Below are 22848 nucleotides of genomic sequence, written 5' to 3'. Positions count from 1 at the left end.
GTTGATCTTATTTCTCTTTGCGGATTCCCTCCAATAACGAAATCGACTCGACCAGATGATTATCAAAAATTTGCCGGGCCACCGCCAGCAGGTCCTTGATCAGAGGATCACGGAGCGAATAGACGACGGTCGTGCCTTCTTTTACCGTGTTGACCAGATTCTTGGCCCGAAGTACGGAGAGCTGCTGCGATACTGCGGAGCCTTCGGAACCCACGATGCTTTGCAGCTCATTGACATTCCGCTCGCCTTCGCAAAGAACCTCCAGGATACGGATGCGCATCGGATGAGCCAGCGCTTTGAAAAACTCGGCTTTAAATTGCTGCAAGCTTATGTCCATGGCATTAAGCTCCTTTCACGTTAAACGGATTGTATTTTATTATATTCAAAGCTTTGAATATATTGAATGACATACATCATAAGGCATCCTGTACCAGATAGAGAGTCCGGTTTTAATTGACAATGATAATTATTATCAACTAGAATAGAGATAGATTATATTGAATTTATGCTTGGTCGGTGTATTTATTTTGGAGGAGGCGTGGTCCCTTGTTTATCATGACAAGAACGATCTTGGTCGAAAAGGGCAACAGCGACAAAGTGGTCGCGAGATTTAGCGGAGAGGGTCCAATGGACAATATGGACGGGCTCGTTGACATCAACGTGATGGTGAACACCAAGAGTAAAGAACAGGAAGAAGTCGTGGTCGTCATCCGCTGGGAGTCCCAAGAGGCTTGGAAGAACTGGGAGAAGAGCGACGCTCATATCCAGGGCCATAAAGAAAATCGCGGGAAACAGCCGCCGGCTTATGTCCTCAGCACAGAGGTTAAATTATATGAAGGCGAAGTCGTCAAGCGGGGCAAAGCTTACCGCTAATACCGCAGCAAGGGTGAATCAGAATCCGTAATACCAAAATTTAAATTACGATCAGCCGCTCTTACGGGCGGCTTTTTGGTATATACAGGACATCTGGCGAAGGATTTGACAGGCAATTTTAATAGAGGGTAAGATCGTTTAGGAGTAAAGCTAGAATGATAGCTTATAATGAGCAAATTACAGGTAAGGAGATAGATGATATGAAACTGGTATCCTGGAATGTCAACGGCTTAAGGGCCTGCGTGACTAAAGGGTTTTACGATTATTTCAAGGCAGTGGATGCGGATATTTTTTGCTTGCAGGAAACCAAGCTCCAGGAAGGGCAAATCGAATTGGAGTTAGGCGAAGAGTATGGACAGTATTGGAATTACGCCGAGAAGAAGGGATATTCGGGAACGGCCGTGTTTACCCGGGTTAAACCGTTATCCGTCCGCTATGGCATAGAGGAAGATAGTGAGCCGGAGGGCAGAACGCTGACCCTGGAGTTCGAAGACTTCTACCTTGTCAATGTTTATACGCCGAACGCAAAGCGCGACCTGGCCCGCCTCGATTACAGAATGGAATGGGAGGATCGCTTCCGCGGCTACTTGCAAGAGCTGGACAGCCGTAAACCGGTGATCGTATGCGGAGACCTCAATGTCGCCCATCGTGAAATCGATTTAAAGAATCCCAAGTCCAACCTTGGAAATGCCGGTTTTACACCGGAAGAGCGGGATAAGATGACCAAATTGCTGGACGCCGGTTTTGTGGATACGTTCCGGCACTTTTATCCTGACCGGGAAAATGTGTACAGCTGGTGGTCTTATATGCCTAAGGTACGGGAGCGGAACGTAGGCTGGCGCATCGATTATTTTCTGGCTTCTTCCCGGCTGGCACCACAATTGGTAGACGCCCAAATTGATTGCCATGTGATGGGTAGCGATCATTGTCCGGTCATCCTGGAGGTCGAATTTCAGGCTCAACCATAATATTAGGGAATAGATTCCTGTTTAATAGGTACGTCCTTCTGCCGTTGGAGAAACGGAGGAGGACGTTTTTGCTATAGACGGGACAATAAGGAAATCGTTTTATAATAGTTTTCTATTCCTCAAAATCCTTTTATAATAAGAAGGTTGTAGTCAAAAAGTGAAATGCACTTGAATGTGTGCCAATACGGCAGAAAATGGATGAATCCCGGCTAATTGACAAAGGATAGGACTGGGCATATCATTTACTCTATTAACCTGATTTGATTAATGCGATTAACAATTCCCGGGACAGGCGGGATACGAAGTATGAGTTAAAATATGAAGCGAAAGTTGAGTGTGTATATGTTTGCAAACATAAATGGTACCCGTATTTATTTTGACGTTGAAGGGTCGGGCTATGTGCCCGAAGGGGAACGGATGCGCCATAAGCCCGTTCTGTTCGCGATTCATGGAGGACCGGGCAGCGATCATGCCGATTTCAAGCCGTGGCTGACGCCGCTTGCCGAGACGGTTCAAATCGTCTATATGGATCTTCGCTGCAACGGGCAATCGGAACGGGTTGATCCCGCTACTTGTACGCTGGAGCAGCTTGCTGACGATATTGAAGCGCTCCGCAACTATCTCGGCTTTGGGCGAATCCAACTGATGGGTCATTCCTTCGGCGGAATGGTGGCGCAAGTGTTCGCTACGCGTTACCCCGACTCGCTGGACAAGCTGGTTCTGCTATGCACGGCGCCGAGCCGCGAGTTCTATCCGGCAGCTATGGATTTCGCCCGGAAGATTGCCACGCCGGAGCAGCTTAACGTAATTCCGGAGTTGTTTGAAGGTCGGATCGAAGACGAAGCCCATCTGATCCGTTGGTGGGATGTCTGCTACGATCTCTATTTTCATGTCCGGGATGAAGAGATTATGCGGGAAACTGGTAACCGTCCGATCGGCTCGATGGAAGTGGCGAACTACACGTTCAAACACTTTATTCCATTGTATGATGTGCGTCCGCAGCTGCCTGATCTGAAGGTTAAGACCTTGATCATCGGCGCGCGCCATGATTGGGTGACACCTGTCTCGCAATCGGAGGAGATGCATAAGCTGTTGCCTAACTCCCGGCTTACGGTGTTTGAACACAGCGGACACATGCCGTTCATTGAAGAGCATGATGCATTTATTTCATTATTAACCGGCTTTGTAACGGAGTAAGATGGAAACTTTACAGCAAATGAGGACTGCAAAATGACAGAGATCGAGATATGGAGAGAGGAACGCCGGCGTTCGGTCATTGAGTTTCATGGCGACTTGGCGCTGATCGGACTGCACACCATTTATGAACCTATGCACGTGGAAGGGATCCCTGGACTTTGGGCTCCCAAAGCGGCAGGGGAACAGGGGCTGACACTTACGGCTCAGGCATCTGACGGGATCACCCTGAACGGAGCACTCGTTGAGGGAACCATTTCGATGGAGGCGGATCATACAGTGGTGCGCTTTTCAGAGTCGCTGACAGCGGTAGCCACAACGCAGCCGGGGTCCGATCATTTGCTTGCCATTTACGATTCGGAAGCTGAAGCGATCCGGCGGTTCGAGGGTATTGCCAATTTTCCATATGATCCCCGTTGGGTATTGGAAGGCCGGTTTATCGGTCAGGATGGGGAGCGGACGATGGCATTTGCCCATGTAGATGATGCGCAAGGGAATGTGCGTCACCATCAATCTCCCGGAGACATTGCTTTTTCCTATGAAGGAAACACCTATACGATGACTCCGTTTAAGTCGGGAGATGTGCTGATTCTGGTATTTGCGGATACGACGAACGGATTGACAACTTATGGACTGGGCCGGATGCTGGTGGTCCAGCCGGATGAAAGCGGGAAGGCGATCCTTGATTTTAACCGGAGCTTTTTGCCTCCATGTGCGTTTTCTCCTCATTTCAATTGTCCGTTTCCGCCGCAGCAGAACCGGCTGCCCTTTGACATAAATGCCGGGGAACAGAAGGTATTGACACGGGAATAACACAAATGTACGCTTATAGCGACAAAATACGACAAATTCATTGACAAACTATTTAAACGGCTCAATACTTATAAAACATAGTAGTTTAATATGAATTGAAATTGAAATTAAAACAGCAAAGGGGTGCACAGCGTGAAATCAAGATTTTTTTCGACAAAAAAATTTCTGGCAGTGACTTTAATATTGGCACTTGGAGTGCTATTCGCCTGCGGAAAAAGCAATACAGGCAATACGGGCGGGAACGGAGCCGCCTCCGAGAGCGGGAAGAAAACGGTAAACATCGGGGTTACCTATTCTCCTAACACCTTAAACCCGCTTTATCCGGTGGGCCTGGTTTCCACTTATGTGACCGGACTTTTGTTCCAGCCGCTGGTGGATATCGATGAGGATCTGACATTCAAGCCGATGCTCGCCGATTCGATCGAAACGGCCGATAATAAGACTTTTACCATCAAGTTGAATGAAAATGCGAAATGGACGGACGGCACGCCGGTAACGGCGGATGACGTTATTTTCACGCTGAAGCTGATGAGTAACGCCAAGGTGGCATCCACCTATGCGTATATGTTTGCCATTCTGGAAGGCCTGGACGACACAGGATATTTGCCGGAGGGCAGTGAAGAGATTTCGGGCGTGAAAAAGGTTGACGACCACACGCTGACAATGACGACGAAAGCACCGACTACGCTGACTATTTTTCAAGATACGATCGGCCGCTATTTGCTCACCGTTCCTCAGTCGGCACTGAAAGACGTCGCTCCGGAAAATATCAATAAGAGCGAGTTCATGCAAAAACCGACTGTAACCAACGGTCCGTTCAAGCTGGTTGAATATAGCCGCGATCATTTTGTGCAGCTCGAAGCCAACAAGGATTATTTCAAAGGGGCACCGAAGATCGAGCAGCTTAATTTCAAAGTGATGCAGCCTACCGCGATTTCCGCTCAATTGCAAAGCGGAGAGATCGATATGAACATTCCTTCGGCCGGCGTCATTCCGATCGGGGATTACGATAAAATCAAGGGTCTTAAAGGTCTTACAACCGTAGAAGGTCCGGCGATTGCAACTCAATTCATGTATATTAATGAAAAGTCGGTGCCGGATGCCAAACAGAGAAAGGCGATTTCTTACGCGATTAACCGCGAAATGATCGTGAATAACTTGCTGAAGGGTTCGGGGGAAGCCGTGAGCGGATTTTTCACCAGCTACAGCCCTTATCTGGATGCCAGCGTGAAGCCGGATGCGTATGATCCAGAGAAAGCCAAGAGCCTCTTGCAGGAATCGGGCTGGGATTCGGGCAAAACCCTTACCTTAACCGTGTTGTCCGGGGACAGCACGCTGGAGCAGGCGGCTAACATTATGGCCGAGAACCTTAAAGCTGCCGGCGTCAACGTGAAAATTCAAATGGCGGACTTGGCTACCCTGGTCGATAAAATCGTGAAAATGGAGTATGATCTCGGCATTTTGACCGTATCCATGACACCGGTGAACCCGCTGCCGGACGTAGCTTACTTCCTGCAAACAGGCAATCCGAACGGATACAGCAACACGAAAATCGACGAATTGCTGGCATCGCTGTCAGCTGAAACCGATGAAGCTAAAATCAAGCAATACTATAATGAAATTCAACAAATCGTTGCTGAAGATGTACCGATGCCTTCGATTTACGCGACCAAAGCACTCGGCGCCATCAATGACCGGGTTACGGGAGCGAAGCCTAAAGACTTCGGCATGTTTATCAATGTAAATGAATGGGATGTCAAGTGAGTGAGATGAACGAACTGCTCAAAGTGGATCATCTGCGGGTCGCGTTTGACAGCGATCGGGGTAGAACCGTGGGGGTAGATGATGTAAGCTTTCGCGTCATGCCGGGCGAAACGCTGGCTATCGTGGGGGAGTCGGGCAGTGGCAAAAGCGTCACTGCCCTGTCCATCATGCGGCTGCTCGGCGGCAACAGCCGGGTTGAAGAAGGCCGTATCATGTTCGACGGCCGGGATCTTCTCGAGCTGGATGATCCGGGGATGCGCAGCATTCGCGGCAATCAGATCTCGATGATCTTTCAGGAGCCGATGACTTCATTGAACCCGGTTCTGAGTATCGGCTTCCAGATGCGCGAAGCGATTATGCTTCATATGGGGCAAAGCAAAAAAGAAGCCCATGCCACGGCTATTCGCATGCTGGAGAAGGTCGGGCTGCCACGGCCCGAGAAGATGATGAATGAATATCCGTTCGCATTGTCGGGCGGCATGCGCCAGCGCGTTATGATCGCGATGGCCCTGTCCTGCAAGCCAAAGCTGCTTATCGCGGACGAGCCGACCACGGCGCTGGACGTAACTGTCCAGGCCCAAATCATGACGCTGATGCAAGAGCTGTGCCGGGAAGCCGGCGCGGCTATTCTGCTCATTACGCATGATCTTGGCGTCGTTGCCGAAATGGCCGACCGGGTCGTGGTCATGTATGCCGGACAAGTCGTCGAGGAAGCGGACGTGTTCGAGCTGTTTGAACAGCCGAAGCATCCGTACACACAGGGGTTATTGAAGTCGATCCCGCGGATCGATGCGGCGAATGACGAACAGTTGGAGTCGATTCCGGGCGCAGTACCGGCTAGATACGAGTCGATTCCGGGCTGCCGCTTCACGAATCGCTGTCCATACGCCACCGATCGGTGCGCAAAGGAAATGCCGCTGCTGTCGGCAACAGGGGAAGACCACTTCACGCGCTGCTGGGAAGTCCGGCGGGCGGAGAACGGACTACGGGAGGAAGAGGATAGCCATGCATAATCCGAAGGATCCTGCTGTGCCCTTGCAACCGCTGCTCGCGTTGGAAAACCTGAAAAAATATTACCCGGTCCGCAAAGGGATCATTAACCATACCGTCGATCATGTTAAAGCTGTGGACGGAGTCGATTTGACCATTTATCCGGGGGAAACGCTGGGACTGGTCGGAGAATCCGGCAGCGGCAAGTCCACGATCGCCAAGCTCATCGTCGGGCTCGAGACGCCGACGGAAGGGCGGATTCTGTTCGACGGGCAGGACATTTCCCGGCTATCGCCGCGCGAAATGATCGGTCTGAGATCGGAACTGCAAATCGTGTTTCAGGATCCGTATTCTTCGCTGAATCCGCGTAAACGGGTGGGCGATCTGCTCGCCGAGCCGTTAAAGGTGCATCGGATCATGCCGGCCAAGGATATTTCCCGGGAAGTGGACCGGCTGCTTGAGCTTGTCGGACTACCGAAGAATAGCCGGGGCCGCTATCCGCATGAATTTTCCGGCGGCCAGCGCCAACGTATCGGCATTGCGCGTGCGCTCTCTCTTAAGCCCCGTTTGGTCGTATGTGATGAGCCTGTTTCCGCGCTGGACGTTTCGATACAAGCTCAGATTTTGAACCTGCTCAAAGAATTACAGCGTGAGCTCGGTCTTACTTATTTGTTTATCGCGCATGGACTGGGAGCGGTCAAATATGTGAGCGACCGAATTGCCGTTATGTATTCTGGGAAAATCGTTGAAACCGGGAAAGTGGACGAGATTTTCCGGGAACCGAAGCATGAGTATACTAGAACGCTGCTGGACGCCAGTCCGATTGCCGATCCGCGCCAGAGAAACAAGCGCCGGGCATTCCACTCCCATTGATGAAGATCCGAGGTGTTACGTTTGTTCAAGTATGTGATTAGGCGGCTGCTGATTGCAATCCCGGTGCTGCTCGGGGTGACCGTCATCAATTTTATCATTATGAAAATGGCTCCGGGCAATCCCGTGGACATGCTGATCAGTCCGCAGACTCCTGCGGCTGCGCTGGAGGCGAAGCGGATTGAGCTCGGCCTGGACGCTCCGGCCTACGTTCAGTATTGGAGCTGGTTCACCCATTTGCTGCGCGGGGATCTCGGTTATTCCATGGTGACGTATGAACCTGTCGGACGAATGATTTTTGACCGGCTTGGACCAACCCTGCTGCTGATGGGGACCTCCCTGATCATCGGCGTTGCCATCGCGATTCCGCTCGGTATCCTGAGTGCCAGACGACAGTATTCCAAGCTGGATTATGCGGCGGTAACGGGGTCTTTCCTGGGGATCTCGATCCCGAACTTTTTTCTCGGACTCGGACTGATATACGTATTCTCTTTATGGTTGAAAATATTGCCTTCGAGCGGAATGAGTACCCTGGGCGGCGGCGGCGGGTTTGTTGACATTCTGCTGCATTTGATTATGCCGGTGATCGTGCTCACGGCCAATGTAGCGGGGCGGAACATCCGTTACGTCCGCTCAAGCATGCTGGAAATTCTTGAGCAGGATTACTTGCGCACGGCGCGAGCCAAAGGGTTGAAGGAAACGCTGGTCATCAACAGACACGCTGTCCGTAACGCCCTCATCCCAATTGTTACTGTACTCGGCATGGAGATTCCGATCCTGTTCGGCGGTGCGGTTGTAATCGAGCAGATCTTTTCGTGGCCGGGCATCGGCCAACTGACGATGTCTTCCATTATGAGCCGGGATTACTCCACGATCATGGGGCTGAATTTGCTGGCGGCCGTCATCGTCATTCTGGCGAATTTGCTGACGGATATCGCATATGCCTTGGTCGATCCGAGAATCAAATACAGCAAATAGGGAGCGGCGGTTAAATGAATTTATTTAAAAGATATTTTGCAGGGCGCTCGGAAGCGCAGGAGGAGATGCTCGGCTGGCCGGAGGGGGACGAGAATTCCCGGACCCTGTTCTGGCGCCGGTTCAAGCGGCATAAGCTCGCCGTGGCGGGGCTTGTGGTCATTGGCATCCTGACGTTATGCGCGATCTTTGCTCCTTTTATAACGGCATATAAGCCGACCACCGTTACGGACAGCTTTGGCGCGGCGCCTTCGCTGCAGCACTGGCTCGGTACGGATCAGGTCGGCCGCGACCAATTGTCCCGCCTGATCTATGCCGCTCGGGTGTCGCTGGCCGTCGGCCTGGGCTCGATCGTCATCTCTGCGGTCATCGGCACGGTGCTCGGCCTGATTTCCGGCTATTTCGGCGGATGGATCGACAGCATCATTATGCGGCTGACCGACATCTTCATGTCGTTCCCTTATATCATGCTGATTCTGGTCGTCGCCAGCATTGTCGGACCGGGCCTAACCAACATCATCCTGATCCTCGGGGTACTCGGCTGGCCGGGCGTGGCCCGGCTGGTGCGGGGGAATGTGCTACCGGCCAAAGAGAACGACTACGTTAAGGCCGGCCGCGTGCTCGGCTTCAGCTCGGTGCGCATCATCTTCTCGCACATTCTGCCGAATGTGGTCGCGCCGATTCTCGTTTACGCCACGTCTGGCGTGGCGGGCGCGATCCTGGACGAGGCCGCGCTCAGCTTCCTCGGACTCGGCGTTCAGCCGCCGACGCCGAGCTGGGGCAACATGCTTGCCAGCGCCCAGTCGCTGACAGTGCTGACCTCGCAGCCCTGGCTGTGGGTCCCGCCCGGCCTCATGATCATATTGATCGTGCTGTCGATCAATTTCGTCGGCGACGCGCTCCGGGATGCGCTTGACCCGAAGAACAACAAATAAAAGATGGAAGGCCGCCCTTTGGGCGGCTTTATTATTATTGTTGGAGCGGAGGATGGTGAGGAATGTCAGAGGAGAGTTGGATGAGATAGCACGCTCGATTAAGCCACTAACGTTTAACGGTTTGCAGTTCCACCAACTATGTCCGCGCACCTATCTGATTATTAGAAAGTCACTGAAAAACCTTCGACTGATGATCATATAGCCAGTAACTACACCTTCACACCCCTCGCACCGCTCACAACCGTCACAACCCTCACAACCGTCACAACCCTCACAACCCTCACAACCCTCTGATTACTTAAAAACTGGTGAAACCCTCGACTGTAGATTGCAGATCCACTAACTACGAACCTGCAACTTTGGGAAATTAGATGGAATTTCTACAGCTAATTCTGGTTGGCTGATGTCATCTGTGAAATTAGATGCATAACCTACATTTAATTTAGAAGGTTGGCCCCGTTTTTCGGGTTTTGAGTTGAATTAGCTGCAGGTTTTACAGTTAAAAGACAGAAAGACGAAAAAAACACAAAAATAGCTGTAGGTTTTACAGTTATTTTTGTGATTATGGCGAGATTGGGTCTATTCGGAGGAACGTTTTGCCCACTTACTGGAATACGAAGAACTCAGATTAAGCTTTTTCTCCGTGGATATCGGTAGACGGTTTCCACATAATTTTGTGCTGCGTTTTGCTGATTTTTCATAGAACAGCTGAGAGCTTTTTTGGAACAAATGCTTGATCACACTATATACCCCTAACCACTCACACCCCTCGCACCGCTCACAACCCTCACAACCCTCTGATTACTTAAAAACTGGTGAAACCCTCGACTGTCGATCGCTGATCCACTAACTATGAACCTGCAACTTTGGGAAATTAGATGGAATTTCTACAGCTAATTTTGGTTGGCTGATGTCATTTGTGAATTTAGTTGTAAAACCTACATCTAAAGTTAGAAGGTTGGCCCCGCTTTTTGCGTTTTGAGTTGATATAGCTGCAGGTTTTACAGTTAAAAGTCAGAAAGACGAAAAAAACACAAAAATAGCTGTAGGTATTACAGTTATATTTGTGTTTATGGCGAGGTTGGCTCTATTCGGAGGAACGTTTTGCCCATTTACTGTAATACGAAGAACTCAGATTTAGGGTTAAAGTGAAGCCTTCAGATTAAGCCTTTTCTCCTTGGATATCGGCAGACGGTTTAAACATAATTTTGTGCTGCGTTTTGCTGATTTTTTCATAGAACAGCTGGGGATCCTTTTGAAACAAGTGCTTGACCAAATGAATGAAGAACCATAAGTCTATCGCCAGTACGAGCATTCCGAGCAGAAATCGGGATATTCCCGGGAATTCGCTGGACGAGAACGCCATCATACGGTTTAAACCGAACAGTACCCAATAAAGCATACCGTTGCGCAGAATAAGGGCAAACAGCGTGATCCGGGTTGGATCGCCCGCTTCACGAACGTTGCTGATTTGTTTGGTACCCGATACGCTCCCCGCCGCACTACTCGCATTAGGCGTACCGATCGCACCACGAGAACTGTCTGCACGAAGGGCCTTTTGTGTACTAAGCGCTCTGTCCGCACCAATAGAACTGTCTGCACGAAAGGCTCCTTCCGCACCGTCTGCACTATTCTCACTCAGCACCCCGTCAGCACCAAGCACCCCATCCGCTTTCAGCGCTTTATCTGCACCAAGAGCACCATCCGCTCTCAGCACTTTATCTGCACCAAGAGCACCTTCCGCTTTCAGCGCTTTATCTGCACCAAGAGCACCATCCGCTCTCAGCACTTTATTTGCACCAAGAGCACCATCCGCTCTCAGCGCACTATCCGCACTATTCGCTCTGAGCGCTCTGAGCGCTCTGTCAGCACCAAGCACCCCATCCACTCTCGACGCTCTATCCGCCCCAAGACCGCCTCCAGCACCCAGCACACTGTTCGCACCGGCCCCGCCCATGGCACGATCCATTCCACTCCAGCGCTCCGCTTTGGAATTAGTGCTTGCTCCGGCGCTCCTGATCAGCCTGATCCGCACCAGCCATTTACCGAACGTACAGCCGCCGGTCAGGTAGGGAAGCAGGATGAAATACAATCCCGTCGATACAAAGTAGGCACCCGGAATTCGGAGTGTGTAGCATATTGTCATGAGAATGATGCAGTTGGCGAAATCGAACATGAATGCCAGACCACGCCGGGTGTAGGAGACTCTTTTGGTGGACAGATCCACTCCCTTATCCAAATGTTCAATGCGCGGCAGCAGTCCGGACAGCCACACGGCGGCCAGGAATCCAATCATTCCGCCAAGGGTGTTGGTCATCAGATCATCCACGTCGAACACCCGGTAGGCATGATCGTACAGGCCGTATATTCCGGTCAGTTGCGTCACCTCGAAGAAGAGGGACAACAGGAAGGAGAGCAGCAGGCACCGCAAAGGACCGATCCGGAAATAGTAACGGACCAGCATTCCAAACGGAACGGTTAGAAGCACGTTGAACAATACCTGGAGAACAGCGCGCTCTTTTAGCAAATGTAGATAGGTTGAGGGAACTCCTTTAACGACAGAGGTTTCTCTGAGTATGTCCTGGATAAAGTTAAATGGCACCAGTTGCATCGTACCCGCGCTCAGCGGCAGATTGTGACGGGTGGCGGGCAAGGGCAGCATCACCAGGAATACGGCGTTCATCAGATAGAGCAGAAACAGGTAGAGTACAAAAGCCCGGACCTTGTTAATGTAACCGTGTCTGCGGTACTGCACTACGAGAAAAGGAAGCGTAAAAAATAACGCGGCCACAGGAAATGCCATAAAGGCATAAGCGATAGGAAACAGGTAGGACTCAAACATGGGAATGGACACCTTTCGTATATGATCAAATTACTAAATGAAATAGCTTTGAAATAGTTTCTGAAAACCTTCGGAAAAAAGCTTCGTTTCAACGCTGCTTATCATCTTAACATACGGAGTATAAGCCCGGGTTTAAATTTAGTTTAAAAATTGAAGCCCTCTCCGGCATAAGACCATTCGCAAGGCACCCGGGATACATATGCTATTAGCATCTTTTAGGATATGGAGATGAAGCTATGCCTCTTAGCAGGACCGGCCGCATTCATGCTGCCGTCAAGATTGATGTGCTGATTCCGGCAATAGAAAAAGATCTCGGTTCGCTTCCCTATGTGATTGATGCCGTAAGAGCACAAGTGCAGCATCCTATCGGCCAAATTATTATCATCGCTCCCAAAAGGAAAAGAATGATGGATTTCTGCCGTGCCAAAGGCTGCAGATTTGTAGACGAGAATAAGGTTCTGCCGCTGACCAAGCGGGACATTTCTTATGGCTCGGCCAAGTGGGAGCGGTCGGGCTGGCTGTTTCAGCAACTGCTGAAATTAAGCGGGGACCGGTTATGCGGTTCGGATTATTTTCTCGTCATCGATGCCGACACCGTGCTGATTACGCCGCACAGCTTCCGTTCCGGGGGAAAGAGTGTTTTTTATTGCCGGAACTGGAGCCAGCCGGAGTATTTTAAGACGTACAGGAGACTCATGGGCCGGAAGGTATCCTCGTCTTCTTCTTTCGTAACCCACTATATGCTGTTTGATAAGGCAAAGCTGTACCGTATGAAAAAAGAGATCGAAGCCAGACACGGAATGCCATGGTACAAGGCTATTATTTCCAGCATGAATAGAAGCAAACAGTTTGCCTTCTCGGAATATGAAACGTACGGCAATTACGTCTACTCCACGGACCGGGCACGGACCCTTCTCCGCAAAGCGCGCAACAAAAGCCTGCACGGCAGCCCCGGCGAAATCGGCAAGCAGCGGCTCGCCGGATTGGCCAAAACGTATCGTTCGCTGTCTTTTCATAAACGGAAAGGGTATGTGAGAACGCCTGGCGTGAGTCGCGCCCGCCGCAAATAAAAGCCTGGCGGAAAATTCAAAGGATGACGGGGAGGAGATAGAACTTGCGGATTGTTCTCCTGTCGGGCGGTTCCGGCAAGCGGCTGTGGCCGCTGTCGAACGAAGTAAGATCCAAAGCGTTCCTAAAGCTGCTGAGGTCTCCGGACGGCGGGATGGAATCGATGATTCAGCGAATATGTCGCGGGCTGGAGCAGGCGGGACTGCTGGGGCGCTGTTGCATCGTCACGCATCATTCCCAGGTGGAAATAACAAGGCACCATATAGGCGGAGACATTCCAGTCCTCGGCGAACCTCAGAAGCGGGGTACCTTTACCGCGATCGCCCTGGCGGCGGCCTACTTGCATTCCGTAGCAGGGGCGGAACTTGACGAGACGGTGATCGTGATGCCGGTCGATTCCTTCGTCGAGCCCTCGTTCTTTGAGCTGCTTCAACGAATGCCTGCCGCCCTGGCGGATTCCGGGGCAGACATGGCACTGCTTGGCACCGTTCCGCGATTCCCCTCGGATGCCTTCGGCTATATCGTTCCAAAATCCGGATATCCGGCGGGGAGTTATGCGGAAGTCGGTTCATTTGTTGAGAAACCGGACAAGGCAAATGCGGAGATTTTGATCTCACAAGGCGCGTTGTGGAATTGCGGCGTCTTTGCCTGCAGTCTGCGCTATCTCCTGTCCTGTATGGCGGACAGAGGAATTCAGCCGTTATACAAGGGGCTGCTAAATCGCTATGACAGCATGCCACAGGAAAGCTTCGACCGCGAGGTGGCGGAACAAACACAGCGGGCTGTTGTTCTGCCGTATGACGGAATGTGGAACGACCTTGGCAACTGGAATGAGCTCACCCGCTATCTGTTAAGCCGCAGCTTAGGCAAAGGGAAAATATCCGAGGACTCCGCAGGTACCCATTTGGTCAATGAGCTGGCCATTCCGATCCACGTCGTCGGGGCTCCCGGGTTAATCGTCGCGGCAAGTTTAGACGGTATTCTCGTGGCGGGAAAGAGTGCGGCCAGCCGGATCAAGAGCGAACTGGAGGCTGGGGCTTCTTTTCCCATGTATGAGGAGAAGAGGTGGGGAAGCATCTCCATCCTGGACATTTCCCGTTCGGACGGGGACAGGGAAACGGTGATCTCGAAGATCAGAATGCTGCCAGGCAAGCATACCAGCTACCACCGGCACCGCAGCGTGATCGAGGCATGGACGATTATCTCCGGTTCGGGAGAGTATGCGCTGGACGGGAAGATACATTCTTTGTCCGAAGGCGACAGCATAATCATCCCTCCGGGGATTCCGCACGGCATAAAAGCGCTCACTTTGCTGGAATTCATTCAAGTCGAAAGCGGGGCAACGCCGGTAAAAGAGGATATCGTGAGAATGCCTCCGGTGTTGGGTTGGAATATCCCTGATAAGAAGGATGGCCGGAAATAGTGAGTCACGGCAATATGCAAATACAAATTCAAATTCAAATAAAACTGGAGGAAATAGAATGGGGAGATCAGGAGGATCCACGCTCACAAGCAAATGGATTAAAACCAAAGTATTGATGCGGAGCACCGCGATCTCGCCGCTGATTCCGGAAACAGTTCGGTTCAGCAGGGAGAACCTGAAAAAGATGCTTCAAAAATACAAAATGGTCTATATCAAGCCTGAGCGCGGGACCTATGGCAACGGGGTAATGCGAGCCGAAGTTGTCACGGAATCGGGAAGAACGCTATACCAATACCAAAGAGATACGAAGAAAACAAAAAAGTCGGGCATCGAGGCCTTTTACCTGTCATTGAAAAAGCATATCGGAAGCCGAAGCTATCTGATCCAAAAAGGGATTGTGCTGCTGAAGCATCAAGACCGGCGATTTGACCTTCGGGTCATGGTTCAGCTCAGTCCAAAGGGGACATGGGAGACTACAGGCATGATCGGAAGGGTGGCCCAGTCCGGCAAGATCGTTACTAATTATCACAACGGGGGCAAACCGACTTCTATAGAGAAGCTTCTATCTCCGCATATGAATTCGGCCCGTCAGGCTGAATTAATCCGGCGCTTGAAAAAGCTGGGGGAAGATATCGGCCGGTTTTATCATAAGAAAAATCTCGGCTTCAAGCAGTTGGGCGTAGACGTGGGACTCGACCGTACGCTGACCCCTTGGATCATTGAGGTCAACACCAATCCGGATCCGTATATTTTCAACCAGTTAAAGGATAAATCCATGTACCGGAAAGTTATGGCCTATCGGCGAGCGCTTGGAAAGCGAAAGTCCTGATCCTTCATTATTGATGACTCTGGTATGAAAAAAAGCGTATGGTCCCGGATGCCTCATCCATTTGCCATACGCTTTATTAATTATCTAAAATCTGCGTGAGAAGCTCTTTTTATCTTATGGTCGTAGCTCCCGATTCCTCCGGCATTCTGATACGGAACCATTTATACACTTCGGAAACAAGGTCAATGATCGTGAAGAGCCCGATAAAATAGATAAGGTTATGGGTGACCGCAAACCATATCGACTTGAGGTTCTCGTAGTCCTCGCCGCCTTGCGGAGCCCATCCGACGGCCTGAAGCTGACTCAGGAAATCGTCGTTCCAGAAACCCGGCGTGTTCAACAAAATAGCGGCAAAGACCAGTCCCAGCAGGCTTAGACAAATATGGAAGATGAGGATCGTCAACGTTCGGCGGCGAACAATTATCTTCAGAACTTCCCGCATGACGCCTAACGCTCCCAAAACGCCGATGAAAGGCAGGTATTTGCCTATGACGTCGGAGTTCATAAGCGGAATTGAGGTCACGAGACCGTCGTGAAACCGATATGCCCCAATGAGCTCGGATCCGAACATGAAGATCACTGTAAACAGCACTGTAAAAATAATGCCTGCCACCGGCTCCGAAAGCTTAATCTGCGATTTAGGATCGGGAATAGGGGGGAGGTCGGCGGGAGACCACTTTTTAGACATATCGCCATGGCCTGCATATTTCTTATGGGCTCCGAAATCGATGAATGCATAGATAACCGTTACCCATACGAAACCCTGGGAACCAGCGGATATCAAGGACACAAGATAATCGATAAAGTGGTCGAGAATCGGTGCGGGCTCAACGATACAATCAATGACAAAAACGACGCTCATTGAAAGAAGGATGGCCATCAAGACGATTTTGATGACGGACAGGTAAGAGTCAAATAGAGCCGGGCTGATCAAATATCTTTCGTGTCCCCGATATTTGGCCGCCATGACGCTCGGATGGCCGAGCTGTTGAAGCACCTGTTCCACATCCTCGCGGGAAGGCGCGGTAAGGGGGGACCGTTCCTCAAGCATATCTTCAATCAGCCCATAGAGCTCCTTGCGAATATCATTTCTTTGCTGCTCAGGCAGCTTCTGTACTACTGCATAAACATAACGGTCGATTAGTTCCATCGATTAACCTCCTTCAAGGTCTACAATTTTCTCCATACTTGCGGTGAGCTCTCGCCATTCCCGGCATAATCCCGAATATACAGCACGACCGAACTCCGTCAGCACGTAATATTTGCGGGGGCGGGCTTCGTTCGTATCCCAGCTGCTCTCCAGCAATTGCTGCTTCTCCAGCCTTCTAAGCAGGGGATAGAGGGTTCCGGGATCAATGCTCATTCCCTTTTCTTCGAGAACCGAGACAAGCGAATAACCGTACTGGGGATCTGACAACTGGCTGAGAACCCCGATAATGATCGTTCCGCGTCTCAGTTCGCTTAGTAATCCTTGTATTGTTTCTGCTACGTCAGCCATATTATCAACTCCTGATGTAATCATACTGTATGACACACACTATTGTAAATGGTCTATTATAATTTTATACAAAATAATAACAGGTATACATTTGTATGCAAAAAACAGCAAAGGAGCCCTGAGGCAACGCCTGGGCATGAATGCGCCAAACGCGGCTTCGCGGACGCGTTCGGGAGCTACGCGCGCGAAGCAGGGGTTCCTTCGCTGTGTATGCTATTTCAATATAGTTCCATTACGTCTATATTCGTTGGGCGGTCCCAAACATCGTCCTAAGCTCATCCTTGATCGAGCGGAGCGGGGAGCCTGCCAGCCTCGCCAAATCGGGCGACACGTAAGACATGTCGGCGAGCTTGAGCATTTGAAAGACAGGATTGGACGAGTCGGGGGAGGTCCGGCAAACGACGGAGCGTCCGGTCACCTCCGATAGGGCATTCGCCAGATCTTCCATGTTCCAAGTGTGAGGCGCGGTAAGTTCGTAGGTTGCGTTCTCATGGCCTTTCCCGGTAAGAATCGTTACGGCCGCCGCAGCCAAGTCTTCCCGGGCCGCGGTATTGAAGACCCATTCTCCCGGCGGGGTGATGAGCTCTCCGCTTTCGGCCGCCTCCCGGACACCCAGAAATTTGAGGATATCCATATAGTAGGCGTTCCGCAGGAAAGTGTAGGGGATGTTGGACGCTTTAATTGCTTGTTCCGTTTGCAAATGCAGCTGGTGCAGCGGCAGTTTTCCTTGTTCCGGCCGGGCGATGCTTGTATAGAGGAGGTGTTCCACGCCTGCTCCTTGAGCCGCTTCTACGGCACGAAGATGCTGCTGTAAACGAACTTCATCGTTCTGGTGGGAGGAAGAGATCAAGAGCAGCTTCGAAGCTCCGTAAAAAGAAGATTCAAGGGAAGCGGGATCATCGTAGTCCCCGTATCTCACTTCCACCCCGAGATCGCTCCATGCTTTGCCGGCTTCCGGACGGCGCAGGCTGGCCACGATATTTTGAGCAGACTCGACTTTCAGCAACAGCTTTAGAATATGTTTCCCCAAATTGCCTGTAGCTCCGGTAATGATGAGTTTCATACGGTTTCCATCCTTCCATTTTGGCTAAAATAAGTTAAACGCTTAACTAAATAGGCGCAAGAAACTTTCAATCAAGTTTCTTGTGCAATTTATGAAGCAGGCTTAGCAACTGCTGCAGCTCTTCCTCGTCCAGGCTCTTCATATTTTCCGCAATTGTCTCGCGGTTTCCCGGCATCACATCGTGCAGCAGCCGCTCGCCTTCCGCCGAAAGGATAATTCGGCGTTTACGGCCGTCTTCGGGATGGCTTGCAGTATGAATATAGCCAAGCTGTTCCAGCGGTATCAACATGGCACTGATATTTGCCTTGGTGACGCCGATCCGGCCGGCGAGCACAGAAGGAAGAATATTTCCGCCCGCTTTGGCGATTTCAACCAGGATTCGGATTCGAGCTCCGTTTAGATTTTTGGATACCCAATACTTCTCGGAAGCCGCTACCAGATGAGCGGTCGTATCCACCATGGCGAAAAAGGTCTGGACCTCCAGAGGCTGTTTCGTCACATACTTTTGAATAGTCAATGGTTTAAATCCTCCGTAATTTAGTTAAATATTTAACTAAGTGGATCGTACTACAGAGCGGATAATATGTCAATTTTATACAACCGTTCTTATAAACAGGCTTTAAGTTCGGCCTCTGGACGGCTACAATAACATAAGCAGATCATATTCCATGTAACGTAAAGCCAGATTCCGCCAATAATAGGCTGAAGTGATAAAAGGAGTGCAGATCATGAATATTCAGGAATTAAGACAGCACCGGCAATATCCGGACAATATCGGGCATGAGACGAACCGCGCGACGTTCGAACGCGATTATTCCCGGTTGATCCATTCGCCGACCTTTCGCCGGCTGCAGGGGAAATCACAGGTGTTCGGCGCCGGAACCGGGGACTATTACCGCACCCGGCTGACCCATTCGCTCGAGGTGGCGCAAATCGCCCGTGAGGCGGCGCGCAGCCTGATCCGGGCATACCCGGAGGTGGCGACGGAGACCGCGGAACACCCCGGCTTGATTATCGACCCGGAAGTGGTGGAATGCGCGGCGATTTCCCACGATTTCGGGCACCCTCCTTTTGGACATAAAGGGGAAGAGGTGCTGGAGAATATTTTGGAGAATCTGATCGAGCAGAAGATCAACCAGGAGTTGAAAGGGAGAAACGCTTCACCGGAAGAAGAGGCGCGTACCCGCGAAGCGTTCCGGCGGAAATACGAGCATTTCGAAGGCAATGCCCATAACTTCCGGCTCATGATGTTCTTGGAGAAACGGGAAAACATCGACGGGTTGAACCTTTCCGATGCGGTCCTCTTGGGGACCAACAAGTACCCCTATCCCGGAACGGAGAACAAAAAGGGCCTTTACCGGCATGAATGGGAGTATATTTCCTATATAAGGGACCTATGGGGGCTTCCCCGGGGGAAGAAGACGTTTGAAGCCCAGCTCATGGATCTGTGCGACGATATCGCCTATTCCGCCCATGATCTCGAAGACGGAATCAAAGCGGGCAAAATCGAAGTTCACGAGCATTTTTTGTTCGATTCGCATATCCAGCGGCTGATCGTTGAGAAGATCATGACCCTGGAGGATGTGTTCTGGGACAATTGGACGCCGGACCGCATCCAGCTCAAGGTGGAGGAAGTGCTTACCTCGTTCCTGAACGTCTGGAAGACGAAAATGCCGATCTGCGGCCATGACAATTCCCGGACCCGGCGGGAGGTAAAGGCGTATTGGGTCAGCTTATTCGTAGGGAGCTTGGGCGTGGTGGCCGATGGCGATTGGCAGAAGGTCACCTTCGTGAGGGAAGGCAGGGAAGACGAAGATATGCTGCGTACGGTCAGCGTGCTCAAGAGCTTTGCCTGGGTGACGATGATCCGGGATCTCCGGGTTCAGCGTTTGCAGAAGCGGAGCGCCTGGGTCATCAAACGGCTGTGGGACGCTTTTGTCGATCCGGTCACCTCGAAGTCGATCATTCCGGGAGACTGGCTGCGCCGGTTCGACCGGGATCAGCAGCAGGCTCATCCGATCTGGACTTGGGAACATATGATTATCGATTATATTGCGGGAATGACGGACGCCTATGCCGAAAAAATCTACAACGAGCTGTACGGACTGAAAGTCGGAACGATTTACGATATGGATTAGTGGAGACACATCAGAGAGCCCCAAGCCTATACCAAGGTTGGGGCTCTTGTCATACCTTTTTTTCTTCGATTTTAACTCTTGAATCAGCGATTGATATGTAACTCATCTCATTGATGGATACCGGCAGTATCACTAACATGATATGTAATAGGGCGGTAAAGAAAAGGGGGCGACACACCTTTGAATGAGAACCAGAAGTACCAGGTGATCCAACATGGAATGACCGGGGGCAATATAGCTAAAACCTGCAAGGAATTCGGGATTTCAAGAACGCTGTATTACCGCTGGTATAACGCCTATACGCAGCAAGGAATAGCCGGCCTGGAAAGGAAAGAACGCAAGCCGGCGATGCCAAACCAGGTGGACAGAAAAACTGAAAGAATCATTTTGCAATATATTATTCGTTTTCCACAGGATGGGCCAAGACGGATTTATTATGAATTGCAGGATGAAGGAGTGAAGACGGGGGAGTCCGGTATATATAACGTGCTGCGGAGACATGGACTGAGCCGGAGGAAGGATCGTGAGCGGTATGCAAGCGAGGCGAGAGCGAAGAAGAAAGCAGGGTCTGGCAGGGAATCAAGCCCCACGGTAACCCAGCGAAAGGAACCGCAGTTGGATTATCAGATGAAGGATCCGAATCATGCGTACCCCGGCTATATATGTTTTCAAGCTATTCAGTACATAGGCAGGTTCCCGAAGGTCGGAAGCGTGTATCAATACGTGCTTATAGATTTCTATTCTCATCTGGCGCTAGTAAAGCTGTACAATCGGAAATCAACGATTCATCTTGTCGAATTCATGCGCATGAAGATCATACCGCTGCTGAGAACCTTTCATTTGAGAATCGACAATCTGGTCACTAACAAGAGCCAGGAATTCTCGACAGCCTGGGAGCGGGGAAATCATAAGTATACGGAATATTTACATAAGCAAGGTATTAATTTCAACGCTTGCAGCGCCGATCATCCGGAAGTATTCCGGCCGCTGCACGAGTTTACCGGGATTCTGAACCGGGAGTTTTACAAACCCGCTTGGCGGGACGGGGAGCTGCAATCTTTTGAAATGCTGGATCAGCGATTGAATGAATATATGAACTACTATAACTATCAACGCCCGCTTGGGGGTGAAGCCCATTCCGGGAAGACCCCATCCGATATGGTGCTCGACTACAGTGGCGTCCAGGAGCCTTTGCCGCTCTGGTTATATACAAGGAGATGACAATTTATGGTCAGGGACGAAAGAATCGGGATCGTGGGTGCGGGAATCTCCGGGGTTACGCTTGCCCATGAACTAGCCAAGAAAGGTTATTCTCATGTGACGATCATGGAGAAAGAAGACCGGGTGGGCGGCAAATGCCACTCGATTGAATATAAGGGCAAAACCTATGAAATGGGGGCTTTAATCGGACTGCCGTCGTATAAGATGACGATGGAGCTCATGAAGGAGTTCGGTTTGAAAGAGAGCGGCCCTTTACTAGAGCGCGGTTTTTTTAACAGGGAAGGGTATAAAATCTCGCAGATTCCAAAGGAGCAGATGTCGGATTTTGCTAAAGAGTTTAAGCGGCTGCCGGCACTGTTTGGCAGATACGAGTCGCTTAAAGCTCCCGGTCTGGAGCATATTCCCTCGGACCTCTGCAAGCCTTTCGCTTGCTGGTGCGATGAAAATGGGCTGTTCGTGCTCAAACAGGTGTTCATGCACTATTTCAGCGCTTTTGGTTATGGCAGCATTGATGAGGTTCCCGCTGCTTATGTCATGAAGCTGCTCAATTTCGATAATCTGATGTCTTTCATTGAGATTACACCGATGATCACCTGGCCTCAGGGAGTAACCGATTTGGTAAAATGCATGGGCGACAGGGCATCCGATCTGCGGCTCACCTGCGAGGTGAATCGTATTGCGCGGGAGGCGCCGGGTAAAGTGAGGGTGGAGACGAATCAAGGGAATCTCTATTTTGACAAAGTGATTTACACGGCCTCACTGCGGGACCTGCCGGACAAGACTGATCTGGAGGAGGAAGACCGCAAGCTGTTCAAGAAAATATTCAACGAACGATTCCGGGTTTATGCTTACAGGGTCGACAATATCCCCAAGCTGTCGGGTTACATTCCGGGTAATATGGGACCGGGCAACAGAGGACGAATGATGGCTTGGTATTACAGGTGGGCGGATCTGGAGGAGAGCGATCTGCTTACCATCTACGTGGCCGAGAATGAAGGGATGAGCGAGTCGGAGATGCGGGAGAGTATTGAAGCCACGCTTGCCAGCCTGGGAGGGAAGAATATCCGGCTCTACATGATGAAGTGCTGGAACCATTTCCCGCACGTGGATACGGCGGCACTGCAAAGAGGATTCTATACCCAGCTTGAACGTGCGCAAGGGAAGTACGGCATCTATTTTGCCGGGGAGATCATGAATTTTCCGACGCTGGAGAATTGTATTATTTATGCCAAGGCATTGGTGGAACGCTATTTTTGATCTGTCATAATGTGTCGAAATACGCGATTATTTTACTTTGATGATTTGTTTACACTTTAAGTTTAAAAATTCCGCGTCCCATGTGGGTTTGTGATAGAAAGAACTCCTGATAGGATGTGTAAACCTA

At 50.8% G+C, this 22848-nt stretch carries 20 protein-coding genes and 1 pseudogene; 15 read left to right on the top strand and 6 right to left on the bottom strand.

The window, feature by feature from the left end; genetic code table 11:
- Positions 1-7: 7 nt before the first annotated feature.
- Complete coding sequence (locus NYE70_RS22600) at positions 8-337, bottom strand: ArsR/SmtB family transcription factor (RefSeq protein ID WP_211026148.1); 330 nt, start codon at positions 335-337, stop codon at positions 8-10.
- A 209-nt stretch (positions 338-546) separates the two neighbouring features.
- Between NYE70_RS22600 and NYE70_RS22595 the strand changes: the two genes are divergently transcribed.
- The 9 genes from NYE70_RS22595 (at position 547) to opp4C (ending at position 9382) form a co-directional block, all read left to right on the top strand.
- Positions 547-873: an antibiotic biosynthesis monooxygenase gene (locus NYE70_RS22595; protein ID WP_341048340.1), complete on the top strand. Its 327-nt coding sequence runs from the start codon at positions 547-549 to the stop codon at positions 871-873.
- Between the two features lie 200 nt (positions 874-1073).
- A complete protein-coding gene (locus tag NYE70_RS22590) occupies positions 1074-1841 on the top strand; it encodes an exodeoxyribonuclease III (protein ID WP_341048958.1) in 768 nt (255 codons plus the stop codon).
- A 318-nt stretch (positions 1842-2159) separates the two neighbouring features.
- Complete coding sequence (locus tag NYE70_RS22585) at positions 2160-3038, top strand: alpha/beta fold hydrolase (protein WP_341048339.1); 879 nt, start codon at positions 2160-2162, stop codon at positions 3036-3038.
- Positions 3039-3071: 33 nt separating this feature from the next.
- Complete coding sequence (locus tag NYE70_RS22580; protein ID WP_341048337.1) at positions 3072-3848, top strand: DUF1684 domain-containing protein; 777 nt, start codon at positions 3072-3074, stop codon at positions 3846-3848.
- Positions 3849-3980: 132 nt separating this feature from the next.
- The gene (locus NYE70_RS22575) at positions 3981-5612 is read left to right on the top strand and encodes an ABC transporter substrate-binding protein (protein WP_341048336.1); all 1632 of its coding nucleotides are present in this window, start codon (positions 3981-3983) and stop codon (positions 5610-5612) included.
- Positions 5613-5617: 5 nt separating this feature from the next.
- Positions 5618-6625, top strand: a complete 1008-nt coding sequence (locus NYE70_RS22570; RefSeq protein ID WP_341048956.1) for an ABC transporter ATP-binding protein — start codon at positions 5618-5620, stop codon at positions 6623-6625.
- Positions 6618-7475: an ABC transporter ATP-binding protein gene (locus tag NYE70_RS22565; protein ID WP_290408571.1), complete on the top strand. Its 858-nt coding sequence runs from the start codon at positions 6618-6620 to the stop codon at positions 7473-7475. Before NYE70_RS22570 ends, NYE70_RS22565 begins: the two co-directional genes overlap by 8 nt.
- 21 nt (positions 7476-7496) lie before the next feature.
- Positions 7497-8450 carry an ABC transporter permease gene (locus NYE70_RS22560; protein WP_341048333.1) on the top strand — a complete coding sequence of 318 codons (954 nt, stop codon included), beginning with the start codon at positions 7497-7499 and terminating at the stop codon, positions 8448-8450.
- A gap of 65 nt (positions 8451-8515) precedes the next feature.
- Positions 8516-9382, top strand: a complete 867-nt coding sequence (gene opp4C, locus NYE70_RS22555) for an oligopeptide ABC transporter permease (RefSeq protein ID WP_341048954.1) — start codon at positions 8516-8518, stop codon at positions 9380-9382.
- Between the two features lie 2020 nt (positions 9383-11402).
- On the opposite strand, the pseudogene NYE70_RS22550 reads toward opp4C, so the two are convergent.
- Positions 11403-12224: pseudogene (locus tag NYE70_RS22550) on the bottom strand (VanZ family protein); the annotation flags it as partial.
- A gap of 236 nt (positions 12225-12460) precedes the next feature.
- Between NYE70_RS22550 and NYE70_RS22545 the strand changes: the two are divergent.
- The 3 genes from NYE70_RS22545 to NYE70_RS22535 are packed head-to-tail and all read left to right on the top strand — an operon-like array spanning position 12461 to position 15544.
- The gene (locus NYE70_RS22545; protein ID WP_290408661.1) at positions 12461-13294 is read left to right on the top strand and encodes a DUF6492 family protein; all 834 of its coding nucleotides are present in this window, start codon (positions 12461-12463) and stop codon (positions 13292-13294) included.
- 44 nt (positions 13295-13338) lie between these two features.
- Positions 13339-14715, top strand: a complete 1377-nt coding sequence (locus tag NYE70_RS22540; RefSeq protein ID WP_341048331.1) for a sugar phosphate nucleotidyltransferase — start codon at positions 13339-13341, stop codon at positions 14713-14715.
- Between the two features lie 58 nt (positions 14716-14773).
- On the top strand, positions 14774-15544 hold the full coding sequence (locus NYE70_RS22535) for a YheC/YheD family protein (protein WP_341048330.1): 771 nt from the start codon (positions 14774-14776) through the stop codon (positions 15542-15544).
- Positions 15545-15653: 109 nt separating this feature from the next.
- Here the strand turns inward: NYE70_RS22535 and NYE70_RS22530 are convergent, their stop codons facing one another.
- The 4 genes from NYE70_RS22530 to NYE70_RS22515 form a co-directional block, all read right to left on the bottom strand.
- The gene (locus NYE70_RS22530; RefSeq protein ID WP_213654555.1) at positions 15654-16694 is read right to left on the bottom strand and encodes a hypothetical protein; all 1041 of its coding nucleotides are present in this window, start codon (positions 16692-16694) and stop codon (positions 15654-15656) included.
- A gap of 3 nt (positions 16695-16697) precedes the next feature.
- Entirely contained in the window at positions 16698-17042 is a 345-nt protein-coding gene (locus NYE70_RS22525; RefSeq protein ID WP_211026200.1) for a PadR family transcriptional regulator, read from the bottom strand.
- A gap of 238 nt (positions 17043-17280) precedes the next feature.
- Positions 17281-18105, bottom strand: a complete 825-nt coding sequence (locus NYE70_RS22520) for an NmrA family NAD(P)-binding protein (protein ID WP_341048329.1) — start codon at positions 18103-18105, stop codon at positions 17281-17283.
- Between the two features lie 67 nt (positions 18106-18172).
- Positions 18173-18622, bottom strand: a complete 450-nt coding sequence (locus NYE70_RS22515) for a MarR family winged helix-turn-helix transcriptional regulator (protein WP_244861464.1) — start codon at positions 18620-18622, stop codon at positions 18173-18175.
- Positions 18623-18833: 211 nt separating this feature from the next.
- Here NYE70_RS22515 and NYE70_RS22510 point away from each other — a divergent pair, with 211 nt between their 5' ends.
- The 3 genes from NYE70_RS22510 to NYE70_RS22500 all read left to right on the top strand — a co-directional run bounded on the left by NYE70_RS22510 (position 18834) and on the right by NYE70_RS22500 (position 22721).
- On the top strand, positions 18834-20243 hold the full coding sequence (locus NYE70_RS22510) for a deoxyguanosinetriphosphate triphosphohydrolase family protein (protein ID WP_213654557.1): 1410 nt from the start codon (positions 18834-18836) through the stop codon (positions 20241-20243).
- Positions 20244-20423: 180 nt separating this feature from the next.
- The gene (locus NYE70_RS22505; protein WP_341048325.1) at positions 20424-21464 is read left to right on the top strand and encodes a helix-turn-helix domain-containing protein; all 1041 of its coding nucleotides are present in this window, start codon (positions 20424-20426) and stop codon (positions 21462-21464) included.
- Positions 21465-21470: 6 nt separating this feature from the next.
- Positions 21471-22721, top strand: a complete 1251-nt coding sequence (locus tag NYE70_RS22500) for an FAD-dependent oxidoreductase (protein WP_341048324.1) — start codon at positions 21471-21473, stop codon at positions 22719-22721.
- Positions 22722-22848: the final 127 nt, after the last annotated feature.

The organism is Paenibacillus sp. FSL R5-0407 (assembly GCF_038009185.1).
GTDB classification, from domain to species: Bacteria; Bacillota; Bacilli; order Paenibacillales; family Paenibacillaceae; genus Fontibacillus; species Fontibacillus vini.
This window is presented reverse-complemented; position numbering and strand designations above follow the sequence as displayed.

What these genes read in the sequence shown, in the direction of transcription:
- NYE70_RS22600 (WP_211026148.1), bottom strand. Translation starts at nt 337, where the DNA reads ATGGACATAAGCTTGCAGCAATTTAAAGCCGAGTTTTTCAAAGCGCTG.
- NYE70_RS22530 (WP_213654555.1), bottom strand. Translation starts at nt 16,694, where the DNA reads ATGGAACTAATCGACCGTTATGTTTATGCAGTAGTACAGAAGCTGCCT.
- NYE70_RS22525 (WP_211026200.1), bottom strand. Translation starts at nt 17,042, where the DNA reads ATGGCTGACGTAGCAGAAACAATACAAGGATTACTAAGCGAACTGAGA.
- NYE70_RS22570 (WP_341048956.1), top strand. Translation starts at nt 5,618, where the DNA reads ATGAACGAACTGCTCAAAGTGGATCATCTGCGGGTCGCGTTTGACAGC.
- NYE70_RS22545 (WP_290408661.1), top strand. Translation starts at nt 12,461, where the DNA reads ATGCCTCTTAGCAGGACCGGCCGCATTCATGCTGCCGTCAAGATTGAT.
- NYE70_RS22520 (WP_341048329.1), bottom strand. Translation starts at nt 18,105, where the DNA reads ATGAAACTCATCATTACCGGAGCTACAGGCAATTTGGGGAAACATATT.
- NYE70_RS22590 (WP_341048958.1), top strand. Translation starts at nt 1,074, where the DNA reads ATGAAACTGGTATCCTGGAATGTCAACGGCTTAAGGGCCTGCGTGACT.
- NYE70_RS22510 (WP_213654557.1), top strand. Translation starts at nt 18,834, where the DNA reads ATGAATATTCAGGAATTAAGACAGCACCGGCAATATCCGGACAATATC.
- opp4C (WP_341048954.1), top strand. Translation starts at nt 8,516, where the DNA reads ATGCTCGGCTGGCCGGAGGGGGACGAGAATTCCCGGACCCTGTTCTGG.
- NYE70_RS22580 (WP_341048337.1), top strand. Translation starts at nt 3,072, where the DNA reads ATGACAGAGATCGAGATATGGAGAGAGGAACGCCGGCGTTCGGTCATT.
- NYE70_RS22565 (WP_290408571.1), top strand. Translation starts at nt 6,618, where the DNA reads ATGCATAATCCGAAGGATCCTGCTGTGCCCTTGCAACCGCTGCTCGCG.
- NYE70_RS22500 (WP_341048324.1), top strand. Translation starts at nt 21,471, where the DNA reads ATGGTCAGGGACGAAAGAATCGGGATCGTGGGTGCGGGAATCTCCGGG.
- NYE70_RS22535 (WP_341048330.1), top strand. Translation starts at nt 14,774, where the DNA reads ATGGGGAGATCAGGAGGATCCACGCTCACAAGCAAATGGATTAAAACC.
- NYE70_RS22585 (WP_341048339.1), top strand. Translation starts at nt 2,160, where the DNA reads ATGAAGCGAAAGTTGAGTGTGTATATGTTTGCAAACATAAATGGTACC.